This is a genomic window from Actinoplanes sp. ATCC 53533, assembly GCF_003947245.1.
Genome location: NZ_QHHV01000136.1, coordinates 19,526 through 33,416 on the forward strand (window position 1 = coordinate 19,526; position 13,891 = coordinate 33,416).

The following is a 13,891-nucleotide window of genomic DNA, read 5'->3' on the forward strand; positions in this document are numbered from 1 at the left end:
CGCGGCGGCCGGCCTGTCCAGTACACCTACGTCCACATTGCTAGGACCGCTGCGGCCGGCAGCGCCGCGGGTCAAGCCGGCCGACGAGCCGCCCCGCCTATGGCGTGGCTCCGCCTATCGCGTGGCTCCGCCTCCTCTATCGCCGCACTGCTTCGCCGCACCGCCTGATCGCCTCGCCTCATCGCCTCGCCGCACCGCCTCGCCTCATCGCCGCACCGCTCGCAAGCCTGCCCGGAGCTCCGCGACGAACAGTGCCGGCTGCTCGATCGCCGCGAAGTGGCCGCCGCGGGACGGCTCGCCCCAGTAGCGGATGTCGGTGAATCGCCGCGCTGCCCACCGCTGCGACGGTCTCGGGTTTTCTTTCGGGAAGATCGAGCAGGCCGTCGGCACCTCCACCAGGTCGGTGGTGCCGAGTCGGAACCGGGCCTGGACCGCTCGAAAGCTCTCCCAGTACAGCCGGGCTGCCGACGCGCCCGTGCCCGGCAGCCAGTAGAGCATCAGGTTGTCGAGCAACTCGTCGCGCGTCAGGATCGTCGACAGGTCACCGTCGCAGTCGGTCCACGACTGGAACTTCTCGATGATCCAGGCGGCCAGCGCGGCGGGGGAGTCGACCAGTCCGTAGCCGATCGTCTGAGGCCTCGTCGACTGCTCGAGCGAATATCCGTCGCCGCTCTCACCCGAGGCTTCGAGATCGCGCAACGCCGCCTGCTCTGCCTCAGTGAGCGCGCCGAGCGTCGCAGGGTCGGGTGACACCAACGGCGGTATGAGGTGGATGCCGATGATCCTCTCGGGATGCTGCTGGGCGATGCTCGTGCTGATGCTGGTGCCCCAGTCATGGCCCGCCGCCACGAATCGCGGGTATCCCAATCGCTCCATGAGCTGCGCCCACGCCGAGGCGGTCCGCTCGACCGTCCAGCCCCGCTCGGCCGGGCGGTCGCTGAAGCCGTACCCGGGCAGCGACGGGCAGACCACATGGAAGGCGTCCGTGGCCTCGCCGCCGTGCGCGACCGGATCGGTGAGCGGACCGATCACCTTGGCGAACTCCGCGATCGAGCCGGGCCAGCCGTGGGTGAGTATCAGCGGCACGGCCCCGGGATGCGGCGACCGCGCGTGCACGAAGTGGATGCCGAGGCCGTCGACGACCGTCCGGAACTGAGGCATCCGGTTGAGCCGGGTCTCGGCCGCCCGCCAGTCGTACCCGTCCGCCCAGTACGCGCACAATGCCCGCAGCTCCGCCAACGGCACGCCCTGTGCCCAGCCGTCGGCCGTGGCGGGCTCGGGCCAGCGGGTCCGTCGTAGTCGCTCGCGCAGATCAGCGAGCACGTCGTCGCCGGCCCGGATCTCGAACGGTGTGATCACGCCGGCCGGCTTGGTGGCCCGGCCGCGATGCGCTTCCGGATCTCCCGCATCCGTTCGGCGCTGTGGTGGGGCATCTCCCAGCGGGTCTCCATCCACCACGTGCAGCCCGCCTCGGCCCACGGGGTCACCGCTGCCCAGGCGGCCGTGGGATCGTCGGCGGGCGTCTCGCCCTCGGCCAGGATGTCCAGGCCGGGCGGCGCCCCGTGCTCGGTCAGCCAGGCCCGCATCGCGCGGATCTCCTCGGGGCCGCCGTCGTGGCCGGGGATGACTCCGTCGCACCGCAGCGCCCGGCGCAGGGATTTTGGTCGCGGCCACACCGCCACGACCCAGATGGGGATCCGCTCCTGCACCGGGCGGCCCACCTGGGCCAGGTCGTCGCGCTCCACCTCATAGTCGTAGTGCGGGCCGTGATAGCTGGTGCGGCCGGCCCACAGCGCCCGCATGAGATCGATGCCGTCGTCCATCATGGCCGCGCGCTCGCGCAGGTCGGTGACCTCGCCGGTGACCGGCAGGTCGGTCGTGAGCGCGCCCACGCCGATGCCGAGCACCGCCCGGCCGTCGGAGAGCTGGTCGACGGTCGCGACCTGGCTCGCCACCTTCCACGGGCGTCGCCAGGGCAGCGGGGTCAGCATGGTGCCGAGCCGGATCCGGGTGGTGGCGGCGGCGATCGCGGCGAGCAGGCTCCAGGCGTCCACGCCGGACGCGGCCTCCCACACGAACACCCCGTCCCAGCCCGCTTCTTCGGCGAGGATGGCCTGCTCCAGCTGTTGAGGGGCGGTGCCACCCGGCAGGATCACGCCGGATCTCATCAGCGCGGGCCCGGTGGCTCCGGACAGCTGATCACCTGTCTGCCGGCCGGCGCGCGCAGCGCAGAGCCGGGGTGGATGATGCCGATGCTTGCTACCCGTGGATTCATGGTCAGGGACGCTAGCGGCGCGGTACGACATTCTTGCCCGGATCCCGCCCGAGCAGGGCGAGGATGCGGTCCAACGGATCTTCGCCGGGGTCCGGTAGGCGCGGTGCGAAGGCCGCGTCCGGCGTCAGGCGGGTCTCCCCGTCGGGCACGGCCTCGGCGATGGGCAGGGCCACGGCGAGCACGTCCGGTGGCAGCTCGTACGGGATGCCGAGCGTGCGGGCGACGTCCCAGCCGTGCACCACATAGTCGACGAGATGGAAGCCGATCACGAGCCGGCCGGGGATGGGCGTTGAGGTGATCTCGGGCAGCAGGAGGTCCCGGTCGAGCACATCTGGTTCGGCGAAGGCGGCGATGACCGACTCGGCTGCCTGCGCGTACTCCCGGCCGGGGTCGTCGCCCAGCGCCTGGGGCCGCCAGATGTCGAGGTCGCCGCCGCGACCCGCGGCTGCCGCCGCGAAACCCCGGTGCTGGGCGGTCATGTGGGCGAGCAGGTGGCCGAGGTCCCATTCCGCGCATGGTGTCGGCAAGGACAAGTCCGGCGGGAGGACCCGCGCGACGAGGGGGACGGTCGCTCGGACGGCTCGTGCATGGCTCGCGAGGAGGTCAACAGTATGCATGTGCTTACGATCTGCGTGAGCACACGATATGTCAAGGGGTATGTTTTCGGCCGTGCCCGATTCGGATCGTGACCGCCCCGACCTCGGCGCGCTGGTGGTGCGGCTCGGCCGCGCGCTGATCGCGGCGGAGCGGCCCGCGCTGGCCGCGCACGACGTGTCGATGTGGGGATACGCCGTGCTCAGCGCCCTGGCCGACGAGCCGATGCGCACTCAGGCGGCGCTCGCCCGCGCCATCGGCGCGGACAAGACCCGGATCATCGGGACCCTCGACGAACTGCAGGAACGCGCTCTGATCGAGCGCGAGCCGGACCCCGAGGACCGACGGGTACGGCTACTGCGGCTGACGCCGGCCGGGCGGCAGTTGTACGTCTCCGTGCGGGCCGACATCCGCCTCGCCGAGGAGCGCTTGCTGAGCGAGCTGACGTTGGCAGATAAGCGCGTCTTCCTGCGGGTTCTCCAGCGGCTGAGCCCCGAGCCGGACTGATTGTGTCGGTGCGCCCTGCTAAACCGGATCCACACGGAACGGGGGGCCAGGTGCTTTCAAACGACGTCGAAGTTCGCCATCATCGCCATGTCCTCGTGCTCAAGGTTGTGGCAGTGCAGCATGAAGCGACCGCGATGGCCCTCGAATTTCACCAGCACCTCCACCGCCTCATACGGTCGTACGTCCACCGTGTCCTTCCAGCCGGATTCCCACGGTTCGGGGTCGCGCCCGCTTCGCGACAGCACCTGGAAGTGCCCGAGGTGCACATGCACCGGATGGTGGAAGTCGCTGGTAAACCGCCACAGCTCGACAGTGCCGAGGCGCGGCGCGGCGAGCGAGCCCGCGGGGTCGTAGGACTGGCTGTTGATCGTCCAGCGGCTGCCGCTGAAGCGGAAGTCGAACTGCCGTGTCTCGACGGCGTCGGCCTTGGTCAGCACGGGCAGATCGGCGAGCCGGGCCGGGATCCGGGTGTCATCCTCGGCGGTACGGGTGACGGCGAAGCGCATGACGTCCCGGGTGACGCCGGTGCCGAAGGTGTTGACCAACGTCACCTCACTGCCGACGGGGAAGGCGGAAAAGTCGACCACCATGTCGCACCGTTCACCGGGCGACAGGATGATCCCTTGATGGCTGACGGGCGCGGCGAGCAGGCCGTCGTCGCTGCCGATCTGCACCAGTTCGGCGGCCGGCGTCAGCGAGAGCCGATACCGCCGGGCGTTCGACCCGTTCACCAGCCGCAGCCGGTATCGGACGGCGGCGACCTCGTGCCGCGGCCAGGCGGCGCCGTTGACCAGGATGACGTCGCCGAACAGCCCGGACTCGAAGGCCCCCCGCGCGCCGGGCGACTCCATCGACATGTCCCGCATCGGATAGCGCAGCGAGCCGTCGGCCTCGAAGGCCCGGTCGCAGATCAGCAGCGGCAGGTCGCGCTCGCCCCGCGGCAGCGGCAGGGCGTCCTCCTCGTCGTCCGAGACGATCATCATTCCGGCCAGTCCTCGCCAGACCTGCGGTCCGGTGAAGTCCATGCGATGGTCGTGATACCAGAGCGTCGCGGCCCGCTGCTCCATCGGATACCGGTAGTCGCGGCTGACCTCATGCACCCGGGCGCCGGCGCCGTGCATGTGCGGCGGCGCGGGCGAATAGCCGGCCGGAATGGTGAGGTCCAGCGGAAACCCGTCCGAGTCGGGCGGCGTGACACCACCGTGCAGATGGGTGGAGGTCGGCACGGGCAACTCATTGCGGATCGTGACAGTCAGCGGACGGCCACGCCGGGCCCGGAGGGTCGGCCCGGGAAAGATGCCGTCGTAACCCCAGATGCGGGTGGTGTGACCGGGCAGCAGGTGGGCGTCGGCGACCCGCTGGGTGAGGGTGATGTGGTCACCGGCGGAGTTGCGCAGCAGCGGCTTCGCGACTGGCGGGATCGGCAGCGGGGTGCGAAATCGTTCCGGAAGGGCGAGCGCGCTGGTCAACAGGGAGCCGGTGCCGGGGCCGTCGGCGGGCCTGCCGCAGCCGGTGAATGCGGCCGTGCCGGTGGCGCCGGCCAGGGCAAGCAGCCCGCGCCGCGACAGCCGGCCGGCGGCGAGATTCGGGCCGGTCCTCACGCCTGCCGGCCCGAGATCCGAGGTGCGGCCGCGTTTGTCGCAGCTGAGGCGGGCGCTATCGCAGGCGAGGCTGTTGCTGGGGGTTGCGCTGATGGTGCCATCGCAGGTGGGGCTGTCGCTGGGGGTTGCGCCGATGGTGCCATCGCGGGTGGGGCTGTCGCCGGGGATGGCGCTGGCGGCGGAGCGGGTTGACGGCGGGCGGGACGGTAGCTGAAGGCCCACCAGGTGAAAGCGGCAGTGAGGCCCATGATGGCCATGCCCACCGGGATGTGCGGGCCCACTTGGCGGGAGAAGCCCAGGCCGACCTGGAACACGACCGCCGACCACAGCGCGACGCTGACCACGATCGGCCACCACGGGCCGCGGCCGGGGCGGACGAGCAGGATCGCCGCCGGCACCAGGGCAGCCGAGGTCAGGGTCAGCAGTATGGCGTTCGCGGAGTGCAGGCCCAGCAGGCCGACATCGCCGGTGACGAAGCCGCCGGCCAGGGCGGCTTGGGTCAGAACCTGGAGCAGAACGACCACGGCGAGGAGGCGGATCACAACGATGGGCCAGCGGCGGGCGAGCCGATTCTCGGACACCTGGCCATCGTGCTGGCCGGGGCGTGGATCCGGATCGGGATCCGCACGTAGGGGTTCCCCGGGTCTTTAGCCGGCGGCGACGGCCTCCTGCAGCCCGCGCGCGGCGAGCCGATCGGCGCGCTCGTTCTCCGGGTGGCCGGCATGGCCCTTGACCCAATGCCACTGCACATCGTGCCGGCTCACTGCCGCCTCGAGGCGCTGCCACAGGTCGACGTTCTTGACCGGCTGCTTCGCCGAGGTCTGCCAGCCGTTCGCCTTCCAGCGCGGCAGCCACTTCGTGATGCCGTCGCGCACGTAGATGCTGTCGGTGTAAAGCAGCACCGCCAGCGGCGCGCGGGTCAAGCTCTCCAGCGCCTGGATGGGAGCCATGAGCTCCATCCGGTTGTTCGTCGTGGAGGAGGCCTCGCCGCCGCAGAGGTCCTTCTCGCTGGTGCCCCAGCGCAGCACGGCACCCCAGCCGCCAGGGCCGGGATTGGGGATACAAGCGCCGTCGGTGTAGATCTCTACCGTAGTGGCCGAGCCAGTCATGCGGAGCACCCTACCGACCAGCGCGCAGCCCACTGCGCCGTAGGCCTCGCCGCCTGCGGCGCGGCCGCTCCGGTTGGGTCGCGCCGGGCCGCGCGTCGCTGGGCTGGGCTGGGCCGCACTGGGCCGTGCGTAGCTGGGCTGGGCTGGGCCGCACTGGGCCGTGCGTAGCTGGGCTGGGCCCGCGCCGGGCTGGGCCGGGCGTCGTCGGGCTGTGCCGCGTCGCGTCGGGCTGGACCGCGTCGGGCTGGGCCGCGTCGCGTCGGGCCGTGCCGTGCCGTGCCGTGCCGCGTCGCGTCGCGTCGGGCCGCGTCGCGTCGGGCTGGGCCGCGTCGCGTCGGGTCGGGTTGGGCTGGGCCACGCGGCGGCCAGCGAGCGTCGGCGTTCTAGGCCTGTGCGGGTCGATCATCTCCGGGCACCGACCGTCTGGTCGGGCACGGGTCCGAAATGACCGCCCGCGCAGACGATGCGCCGGACGGTCGTAGCGAAACGGGAGCCTCCCAGCGCGTCGAGTGAGCGTCAGGCCGCCAATCCGGTGCCTGCGTGACGCCGCAGGCTTGCCGGGGGGAACCGGTACCGGACCGGCGGCCTGCCCCCGCATTGCCCGAGAGCGGTGGGAGCGCTCCCAAGTTCAGCCTAGCGAATCGCCGGCGCTGCGCAAAACCGCCCGGAAACTTTCACATTCCGCTCCTCGTCAGCGGCTCGGCGACCTGCGACTTTGCGGCTGGTGGGTTCTGGGCCGGGCGGGTGGCGGCTTTCGTCGGATCGGGATGAGCGCGGCGTGGGCCACACCGGTGTGGACGCGCCGAAGTCGTGGACCGGCCAGCCAGTACAGTTTCGGCATGCGTGAGACCGCCGTCGAGGTGCAGGATGTCGTCGTCAAGTACGGCGATGTCGTTGCTGTCGACGGGGTTTCGCTGACCGTGCCTCGTGGTGCGATCCTGGCCCTGCTCGGAAACAATGGCGCCGGTAAGACCAGTTTGCTGCAGGTTTGTGAGGGATTTCGGGGGCCGGACGCCGGCAGTGTCCGGGTGCTCGGGCTCGATCCTGTCGCCGATCACGACGATCTGATGCCGCGGCTCGGCATCATGTTGCAGTCCGGCGGGGTCTATCCCTGGGCTACCGCGGGCGACATTCTGCGCCTTTTCGCCTCCTTTGCCGCGAGTCCCCTCGACGCCGACATGTTGCTTGACCGTCTCGGGCTCCGGAAGTTCGCCAAGACCACGTTCCGCCGGCTGTCCGGCGGTGAGCAGCAGCGGCTCTCGCTGGCCATCGCGCTCGTCGGCCGGCCCGAGCTGGTCTTCCTCGACGAGCCCACCGCGGGCATGGACGTCGGCGCCCGGCAGACCACCTGGGAGCTTGTCGAAAGCCTGCGCGCCGACGGCGTTTCCGTCCTGCTCACCACGCACCTGCTCGACGAGGCCGAGAGCCTGGCCGACCACGTGGTGATCATGGACAACGGCGTGGTCGCCGCGACCGGCACGCCGGCGGAGCTCACGGCCGCCGCGGGGATCGACCTGCTTCAGATCCGCGCGGATCCCGCCCTGCCGGTCGCCGGCCTCGCCGCCCGCCTGGATGCCAAGGTCACCGAGGACAAACCCGGCGAGTATGCGATCGCCGGCGCCCTCGACACCGAGGCCATCGCCCTGGTGCTCGGCTGGTTCGCCACGGCCGGCGCCCAGGTCACTGCGGTGAACACCCGCCGCCGAACGCTGGAAGACGTCTACCTCGCCCTGACCGCCGGCGCCGCCCGATGAACAGAGCCACTCTCGGGGAGCCTCGCCCTGACCGCCGGCGTCGCCCGATGACCAGAGCCACTCTCGGGGAGCTGCGCTCTGACTGCCGGGCCTGCGCGATGAAGCCGGGAGCTGCGCGATGACCGGAGTCACCCCTCGGAGGGCTGCGCTCTGACTGCCGGGGCTGCGCGATGACCGGAGTCACTCTCAGAGGGCTGCGCTCTGACAGCCGGGGCTGCGCGATGAAGCCAGGAGCTGCGCGATGATCACCAAGACCGGCACGTTCACGCCCGCGCCCGGGCGGGCGCCGATGCGGGCCATCCTGCGCCAGCAGGTGCGCATGGAGTTGCTGCTCACCGCCCGCCGCGGCGAGGCCGTTGTGCTCGCCATGGGCGTACCCCTGTTGGTTTTGCTCGGTGCGGGCCTGACCCATGCCACCAACGTGCCCGGCGACGACCGGCTGGGTTTCGTCGTTCCGGGTGTGCTTGCCCTGACGGTCATGTCGACGGCCTTCACCGGCCAGGCGATCACCACCGGCTATGAGCGCAGCTACGGCGTCCTGAAGCGTCTCGGCGCCTCCCCGCTGACCCGTCCCGGGCTGCTCTTCTCCAAGACCGCAGCCATCGGCTGCCTGGTCGCGTTGCAGGTGCTCGCGCTCGCCCTGGTCGGTGTCGTGGTCGGCTGGCGGCCGGAGCTCTCCCAGATCCTGCCCGCGGTCGGCGTGACCGTGCTCGCCACTGCCGCCTACTGCGGCCTCGCCCTGCTGCTCGCCAGCATGCTGCGGCCCGAGACGACCACCGCCGCGGCGACCCTGATCTATGTGCTCATGCTCGCCGCGGGCGGCATCATGTTCGCCGCCCCCGATCTCGGCCCGGCCGGGAGCTTCCTGCTTCCGCTCGCCGCGCATGCCGACGCACTGCGTCATGCCCTGACCGCCGGCACGAGCGTGCCGGCGAGCAGCTGGCTCAGCCTCACCCTCTGGGCCGCGGTGGCGCTCACCGGCGCCGCCCGCAAGTTCCGCTGGGAGTGACCGCCGCCCAGCAGCGAAACCTGGGAGTGACCGCCGCCTTGTGGTGACGGCTGGGAATGGGCGTCGCCCAGCAGCGACGGCTGTCCGTCGATCGGTGGACACGGGGTGACAGCCGGGCGGTCGTCCCGGATGGCCTGCCTTGTTCGACAGGCTTGTCCGCATGACAGCCATCGAGGTACGCGGACTTCGCAAGACCTACGGCTCCCGTTCCGCGGTTTCGGGTATCGATCTCTCCGTTCCGCACGGCGAGGTCTTCGCCCTGCTCGGGCCCAACGGCGCCGGCAAGACCACCACCGTCGAGATTCTCGAAGGGCATCGCCGCCGGGACTCCGGCGACGTGCGGGTTCTCGGCCAGGATCCGGCCGTCGGCGGGCGGGCCTGGCGCGCCCGGATCGGCATCGTGCTGCAGTCGGCCACCGACGCTGCCGACCTCACCGTCGCCGAGACCGTTCGGCACATCGCGAGCCTCTATCCGCGGCCGCGGGCCGTCGCCGAGGTCATCGAGCTGGTCGGGCTCGGTGACAAGGTCAAGTCCAAGGTTCGCGCGCTCTCCGGCGGTCAGCGCCGCCGCCTGGACGTCGCGCTCGGCATCGTCGGGCGGCCCGAGATCGTCTTTCTCGACGAGCCCACCACCGGGTTCGACCCGCATGCCCGGCGGCAGTTCTGGCAGCTGGTCCGGGCGCTCGCCGCCGAGGGCACCACGATCCTGCTGACCACCCACTATCTCGACGAGGCCGAGGCGCTCGCCGACCGGCTGGCCGTCATCGCCGACGGTGTGCTGGTGGCCGAGGGCACCCCGGCCACTCTCGGCGGGCGCGCCGGTGCTGGCGCGACGGTCAGCTGGACCGGCCCGGCAGGGCATGAGTCCGAGCAGACCGCCGACCCCGTCGCGCTGATCGCCAAGCTCACCGCCGCGGGCGACGACCTGCCCGGCCTCACGGTCACCCGGCCCAGTCTCGAGGACACCTACCTGGCACTGATCGGAGAGCAGCGATGACGACCGCCGCAGCACTTCCCTCGACCGCCCGGATGGGACTCAGCCTGGGCAAGGTGGAGATCCTGCAGTTCTTCCGCGACCGCACCGCGCTGACCTTCAGTTTTCTCTTTCCCGCCCTGCTGCTCCTGCTGTTCGGCTCGATCTTCGGCGACGACTACGACCAGCCGGGGCTGAGCGCCGCGCAGGTCTTCTCGGCCAGCATGATCGCGTACGGGATCGTCTCGACCGCCTTCATCACCATGGGGGTCGGCATCGCCACCGACCGGGAGGACGGCACGCTCAAGCGCCTGCGGGGCACGCCGGTCACCGCCACCGCGTACTTCCTCGGCAAGCTCATCTTGGTCGCCGTGCTGACCGTCGCGGAGGTCGTGGTGCTGCTGACGGCCGGGGTCGTCTTCTTCGATCTGCCGCTGCCGGCCGACGCCGGGCGCTGGTTCACCTTCGGCTGGCTGCTGGTGCTCTCGGTCGTCGCCTGCGGGCTGCTCGGCATCGCCGCCAGCGCGCTGGTCCGCTCGGCGCGTACGGCCGGGGCCGTGCTCAATGTGCCGGTGGTCGCCCTGCAGTTCATCTCCGGGGTGTTCATCCATCCGATCACCCAGCTGCCCGACTGGATGATCACTGTGGCGTCGGTCTTCCCGGTCAAGTGGATGGCGCAGGGCTTCCGGTCGGTGTTCCTGCCGGACACCGCGGCCGGGCTCGAGGCCGGCGGCGCCTGGGAGCACGGCCGGATCGCCTTGGTGCTGCTGGCCTGGTGTGTGATCGGATCAGTGCTGTGTCTGTCGACCTTCCGTTGGACGAACACCCGCGACGCATGATGATGCTGTCACCCGGCCCGGGGGAGCCCATCGAGCGGTACTCCCGGGCCTGGACGACCTTGTACGCCGTCGTCGCCCTCGGGGTGGTGGCGGCGGTGCTGGCCCAGTCCGAGACCGCCGCCGTGAGCCGCGCCGTCGCCGTCGGCTCGGTCGTGGTGATCGCCGTGCTCTACGGCTGCTGGGGCCGGCGCGGGCGGGCCGGGCTCCCGTTCGTCGTCATCGTGCTGGTGGTCTTCGCCGTCGGCTCGGCGGCGGTCGGCACGGTCTGCTATCTGCTCTTCGCGCTCTGCCCGCTGATCTTCCTGGTTCTCGAGATCCGGCCGGCCGTGGTCGCGGTCGTCGTCGCGAACGTGTTGCCGCTGGCGACCGGCTTCCTGCGCGGCGGCGACTGGCGGTTCGTCACGCATACCGGCCCGATCTTCGTGTTGACCGCGGTCGCCGCCGTCTGGCTCGGGGTGTGGATCCACCAGGTGGTCGAGCAGAGCAAGGAGCGGGCCACCCTGATCACCGAGCTGGAGAGCAGCCGCGCCGAGGTCGCCCGGCTGTCGCACGAGGCCGGGGTCGCCGCCGAGCGGGCCCGGCTGGCCGGCGAGATCCACGACACCCTCGCGCAGGGCTTCACCAGCATCATCACGCTGCTGCAGGCCGCCGATCCGGCGCTCGCCGACGAGCGGCTCGCGCTGGCCGTGCGGACCGCCCGGGAAAACCTGGCCGAGTCGCGGGCCCTGGTCGCGGCGCTGGCGCCGGCCGCGCTGGCGGCCGGCTCGCTGCCCGACGCGGTACGCCGGCAGGTGTCCCGCTTCACCGAGGAGACCGGCATCCCGGCGACCTGCCGGCTCACCGGAGACACCCGGTCGCTGCCGACCGTCGTGGAGGTCGTGCTGCTCCGGGCGGCGCAGGAGGCGCTGACCAACGTACGGCGGCACGCGGAAGCGCACGAGGTCGCGGTGCTGCTCGCCTTCGCCGCGGACAGTGTGCGGCTCGTGGTGCGCGACGACGGCCGGGGGTTCGACGCGGCGACCGCGCCCGGCTTCGGCGTACCCGGCATGCGCTCCCGGGCCGAGCAGGTGAACGGCACGCTGACCGTGCACAGTGACCCGCAGACGGGCACTCTCATCGAGGTGGAGGTGCCGGCGTGATCCGGTTGATCCTGGTCGACGACCATCCTGTGGTGCGTCACGGCATCCGCGGCATGCTCGAGGCCGAGCCCGATCTGACCGTCGTCGGCGAGGCGTCGTCCGGGCCCGAGGGGGTGGCGCTCGCCGCCGAGCTGCGGCCGGACATCGTGCTGATGGATCTGCGGATGCCCGGTGGCGACGGTGTCGAGGCGACCGCGCGGATCGTGGCGACGGTGCCGGGGGCGCGGGTGATGGTGCTGACGACGTACGAATCCGATCGCGACATCCTGCGCGCGATCGAGGCCGGCGCCGGCGGCTATCTCCTCAAGGACGCCTCGCCGGCGGAGCTGGCCGAGGGCGTCCGGGCGGCGGCCCGCGGCGAGACCGTGCTCGCGCCCAGCGTGGCTTCCACCCTGGTCCGGCAGGTCCGCAGCCCCGCGCCGCCGGCGCTCTCCGCCCGGGAGGCGCAGGTGTTGCGCCTGGTGGCACGGGGACTGACCAATGCCGACATCGGCCGCGAGCTCTACATCGCCGAGGCGACGGTCAAGACGCATCTGCTGCGCGCCTTCGCGAAGCTGGACGTGGCCGACCGCACCGCCGCGGTCACCCGGGCGATGAGCAACGGCCTGCTGTGATCAGCGCTCGGTGCAGCGTTCCACGAAGGCCAGTGAGGTCTGCGCGACCTCGAGCCAGCCGTTGTCGATGGTGAGCGAGTGCCCGCGGCCGGGGATCTCGGCGAACTCGGTGACGCCGGGGTTCTTGAGCTGCTGCTTGTAGGCGGCGTCGGAGATCGAGCGCGGCACGGTGTGGTCCCGCTCGCCGGAGATGATCATCAGTGCGCCCCGGTCCGGATTCTCCGTGTCCACCTTCACCTCGGTCCACGGGTTCAGGTTCGCCGCCGCGGCCTGGAACAGCGGGGCGCCCGGAGCCGGTACGCAGTAGGTCTCGTACAGCTCGTGCGCCTCCTGCTCGCTGACCGCGTTCGCGAACGCGTACCGGAATTGCTCGTAGGTCAGCGGCACGGCCTTGTGCCGGTTCGCGGGGTTGGTCAGCACTGGCGCCGCGGAGCGCAGCGACGAGATCGGCAGCGGCAGCACGCCGCGGAACGGGGCCGCGTCGATCGCCACGGTCGCCGCCGACAGTCCCCGCCCGGCGAGGATCATCGCGAGCAGGCCGCCGAACGAGTGGCCGATCACGGCGGGCCGCTTGTCGAGCCTGCCGATGATCTCGGCGTAGTGGTCGGCGACCTGGCCGACCGTCTTGTTGGCGAAGACCTCGGGGTGCGCGTTGGCCTCCGCCACGGTCTCCGGGTCGTCCGGCCAGCCGGGGGTGATCGGGGCGTAGCCGGCAGCCTTGAAGACCTCGGCCCACCGATCCCAGCTGCTGGGCAGCAGCCACAGACCATGGATGAAGACGACCGGGGTCAGCCCGGTCGCGTTGACCTCGGCGATGTCTTCCAGGGTGGGTGCCGGGATGGCGGTCGCGGGGTGCTCGGACATGGGTTTGCTCCTTCGTCGAGGGCCGCTCTGCGGTCTCAACGTAGGCCTGGACGGCGGCGGGCAGCCATACGTCACCTGACGGTAAAGCCCGGCCCGGGAACCTGATCGACCCTTGGCCGTGTCATCGGTGCACAGGAAGAAGGCGCCAGGAAGAAGGCGCCAGGAAGAAGACGCCCGGGAAGAAGACGCCCGGAAGAAGACGTACAGGAAGACGGTGCGCAGGAAGAAGGCGCACAGAAGAAGGTTCACAGGAACCGCTCAGTAGCGCCACAGGCCGGGGAGAGGTCGGCAGGACACATTCATTGAGTCGTCAACAAATGAGAGGGACGATCCGATGGACCGGGACAAGGGACTACGCCGCACCACGGCGATCACCGGGGCGCTGGTCGCGGCCAGCCTCGCCGGGACACTCGCGGTGGGGATCGCGGCCCGTGCCGCGGAGTCCACCGACACCGCCACCACGACCGACAGCTCGACGACCGACAGCTCGACGACCACCGACAGCGCCACCACCGACAGCGGCTCGACCACCACGGACTCGCCGACGCTCTCCAGCGACAGCGACGACACCAGCAGCTCCGACTCCGGCCAGGCCACCTCGGGAGGGTCGTGA

Annotated in this window: 15 protein-coding genes; 9 read left to right on the plus strand and 6 right to left on the minus strand. The window is 71.3% G+C overall.

All coding sequences use genetic code 11. The features are described from left to right. Nucleotides 1-204: 204 nt before the first annotated feature. The 3 genes from DMB66_RS38010 to DMB66_RS38020 form a co-directional block, all read right to left on the minus strand. A complete protein-coding gene (locus DMB66_RS38010; protein WP_125808971.1) occupies nt 205-1,359 on the minus strand; it encodes an epoxide hydrolase family protein in 1,155 nt (384 codons plus the stop codon). Beyond that, the gene (locus DMB66_RS38015) at nt 1,356-2,156 is read right to left on the minus strand and encodes an LLM class flavin-dependent oxidoreductase (protein WP_233625129.1); all 801 of its coding nucleotides are present in this window, start codon (nt 2,154-2,156) and stop codon (nt 1,356-1,358) included. Before DMB66_RS38015 ends, DMB66_RS38010 begins: the two co-directional genes overlap by 4 nt. A 130-nt stretch (nt 2,157-2,286) precedes the next feature. Continuing rightward, on the minus strand, nt 2,287-2,892 hold the full coding sequence (locus DMB66_RS38020; protein WP_125808973.1) for a TIGR03086 family metal-binding protein: 606 nt from the start codon (nt 2,890-2,892) through the stop codon (nt 2,287-2,289). A gap of 52 nt (nt 2,893-2,944) precedes the next feature. Between DMB66_RS38020 and DMB66_RS38025 the strand changes: the two genes are divergently transcribed. Further along, the gene (locus tag DMB66_RS38025; RefSeq protein ID WP_233625130.1) at nt 2,945-3,376 is read left to right on the plus strand and encodes a MarR family winged helix-turn-helix transcriptional regulator; all 432 of its coding nucleotides are present in this window, start codon (nt 2,945-2,947) and stop codon (nt 3,374-3,376) included. 56 nt (nt 3,377-3,432) lie between these two features. On the opposite strand, the gene DMB66_RS38030 is transcribed toward DMB66_RS38025, so the two are convergent. After that, complete coding sequence (locus DMB66_RS38030; protein ID WP_125808975.1) at nt 3,433-4,977, minus strand: multicopper oxidase family protein; 1,545 nt, start codon at nt 4,975-4,977, stop codon at nt 3,433-3,435. Nucleotides 4,978-5,417: 440 nt separating this feature from the next. Here DMB66_RS38030 and DMB66_RS38035 point away from each other — a divergent pair, with 440 nt between their 5' ends. Further along, nucleotides 5,418-5,609, plus strand: a complete 192-nt coding sequence (locus DMB66_RS38035; RefSeq protein WP_125808976.1) for a hypothetical protein — start codon at nt 5,418-5,420, stop codon at nt 5,607-5,609. Nucleotides 5,610-5,624: 15 nt separating this feature from the next. Here the strand turns inward: DMB66_RS38035 and rnhA are convergent, their stop codons facing one another. After that, on the minus strand, nt 5,625-6,086 hold the full coding sequence (gene rnhA, locus DMB66_RS38040; RefSeq protein ID WP_125808977.1) for a ribonuclease HI: 462 nt from the start codon (nt 6,084-6,086) through the stop codon (nt 5,625-5,627). An 839-nt stretch (nt 6,087-6,925) separates the two neighbouring features. Here rnhA and DMB66_RS38045 point away from each other — a divergent pair. From DMB66_RS38045 to DMB66_RS38070, 6 genes are all read left to right on the plus strand, one after another. Beyond that, nucleotides 6,926-7,840 (plus strand): ABC transporter ATP-binding protein, encoded by a 915-nt coding sequence (locus tag DMB66_RS38045; RefSeq protein WP_125808978.1) that lies wholly within the window; start codon nt 6,926-6,928, stop codon nt 7,838-7,840. A gap of 241 nt (nt 7,841-8,081) precedes the next feature. Beyond that, complete coding sequence (locus tag DMB66_RS38050) at nt 8,082-8,849, plus strand: ABC transporter permease (protein WP_125808979.1); 768 nt, start codon at nt 8,082-8,084, stop codon at nt 8,847-8,849. A gap of 160 nt (nt 8,850-9,009) precedes the next feature. Next, nucleotides 9,010-9,846, plus strand: coding sequence for an ABC transporter ATP-binding protein (locus DMB66_RS38055; RefSeq protein WP_125808980.1), 837 nt, complete (start codon nt 9,010-9,012; stop codon nt 9,844-9,846). Continuing rightward, entirely contained in the window at nt 9,843-10,661 is an 819-nt protein-coding gene (locus DMB66_RS38060) for an ABC transporter permease (protein ID WP_125808981.1), read from the plus strand. Before DMB66_RS38055 ends, DMB66_RS38060 begins: the two co-directional genes overlap by 4 nt. Then, nucleotides 10,658-11,800, plus strand: a complete 1,143-nt coding sequence (locus DMB66_RS38065; RefSeq protein ID WP_125808982.1) for a sensor histidine kinase — start codon at nt 10,658-10,660, stop codon at nt 11,798-11,800. Before DMB66_RS38060 ends, DMB66_RS38065 begins: the two co-directional genes overlap by 4 nt. Next, nucleotides 11,797-12,414: a response regulator transcription factor gene (locus DMB66_RS38070; RefSeq protein ID WP_125808983.1), complete on the plus strand. Its 618-nt coding sequence runs from the start codon at nt 11,797-11,799 to the stop codon at nt 12,412-12,414. Before DMB66_RS38065 ends, DMB66_RS38070 begins: the two co-directional genes overlap by 4 nt. On the opposite strand, the gene DMB66_RS38075 is transcribed toward DMB66_RS38070, so the two are convergent. Further along, nucleotides 12,415-13,278, minus strand: coding sequence for a carboxylesterase (locus tag DMB66_RS38075; RefSeq protein WP_125808984.1), 864 nt, complete (start codon nt 13,276-13,278; stop codon nt 12,415-12,417). A gap of 334 nt (nt 13,279-13,612) precedes the next feature. Between DMB66_RS38075 and DMB66_RS38080 the strand changes: the two genes are divergently transcribed. Further along, nucleotides 13,613-13,891: a hypothetical protein gene (locus DMB66_RS38080; RefSeq protein WP_125808985.1), complete on the plus strand. Its 279-nt coding sequence runs from the start codon at nt 13,613-13,615 to the stop codon at nt 13,889-13,891.

Bases quoted from the DNA above. Each gene is read 5' to 3' on its own strand.
- DMB66_RS38050 (WP_125808979.1), top strand. From the start codon at position 8,082: ATGATCACCAAGACCGGCACGTTCACGCCCGCGCCCGGGCGGGCGCCG.
- DMB66_RS38075 (WP_125808984.1), bottom strand. From the start codon at position 13,278: ATGTCCGAGCACCCCGCGACCGCCATCCCGGCACCCACCCTGGAAGAC.
- DMB66_RS38065 (WP_125808982.1), top strand. From the start codon at position 10,658: ATGATGATGCTGTCACCCGGCCCGGGGGAGCCCATCGAGCGGTACTCC.
- DMB66_RS38060 (WP_125808981.1), top strand. From the start codon at position 9,843: ATGACGACCGCCGCAGCACTTCCCTCGACCGCCCGGATGGGACTCAGC.
- rnhA (WP_125808977.1), bottom strand. From the start codon at position 6,086: ATGACTGGCTCGGCCACTACGGTAGAGATCTACACCGACGGCGCTTGT.
- DMB66_RS38045 (WP_125808978.1), top strand. From the start codon at position 6,926: ATGCGTGAGACCGCCGTCGAGGTGCAGGATGTCGTCGTCAAGTACGGC.
- DMB66_RS38055 (WP_125808980.1), top strand. From the start codon at position 9,010: ATGACAGCCATCGAGGTACGCGGACTTCGCAAGACCTACGGCTCCCGT.
- DMB66_RS38020 (WP_125808973.1), bottom strand. From the start codon at position 2,892: ATGCATACTGTTGACCTCCTCGCGAGCCATGCACGAGCCGTCCGAGCG.
- DMB66_RS38080 (WP_125808985.1), top strand. From the start codon at position 13,613: ATGGACCGGGACAAGGGACTACGCCGCACCACGGCGATCACCGGGGCG.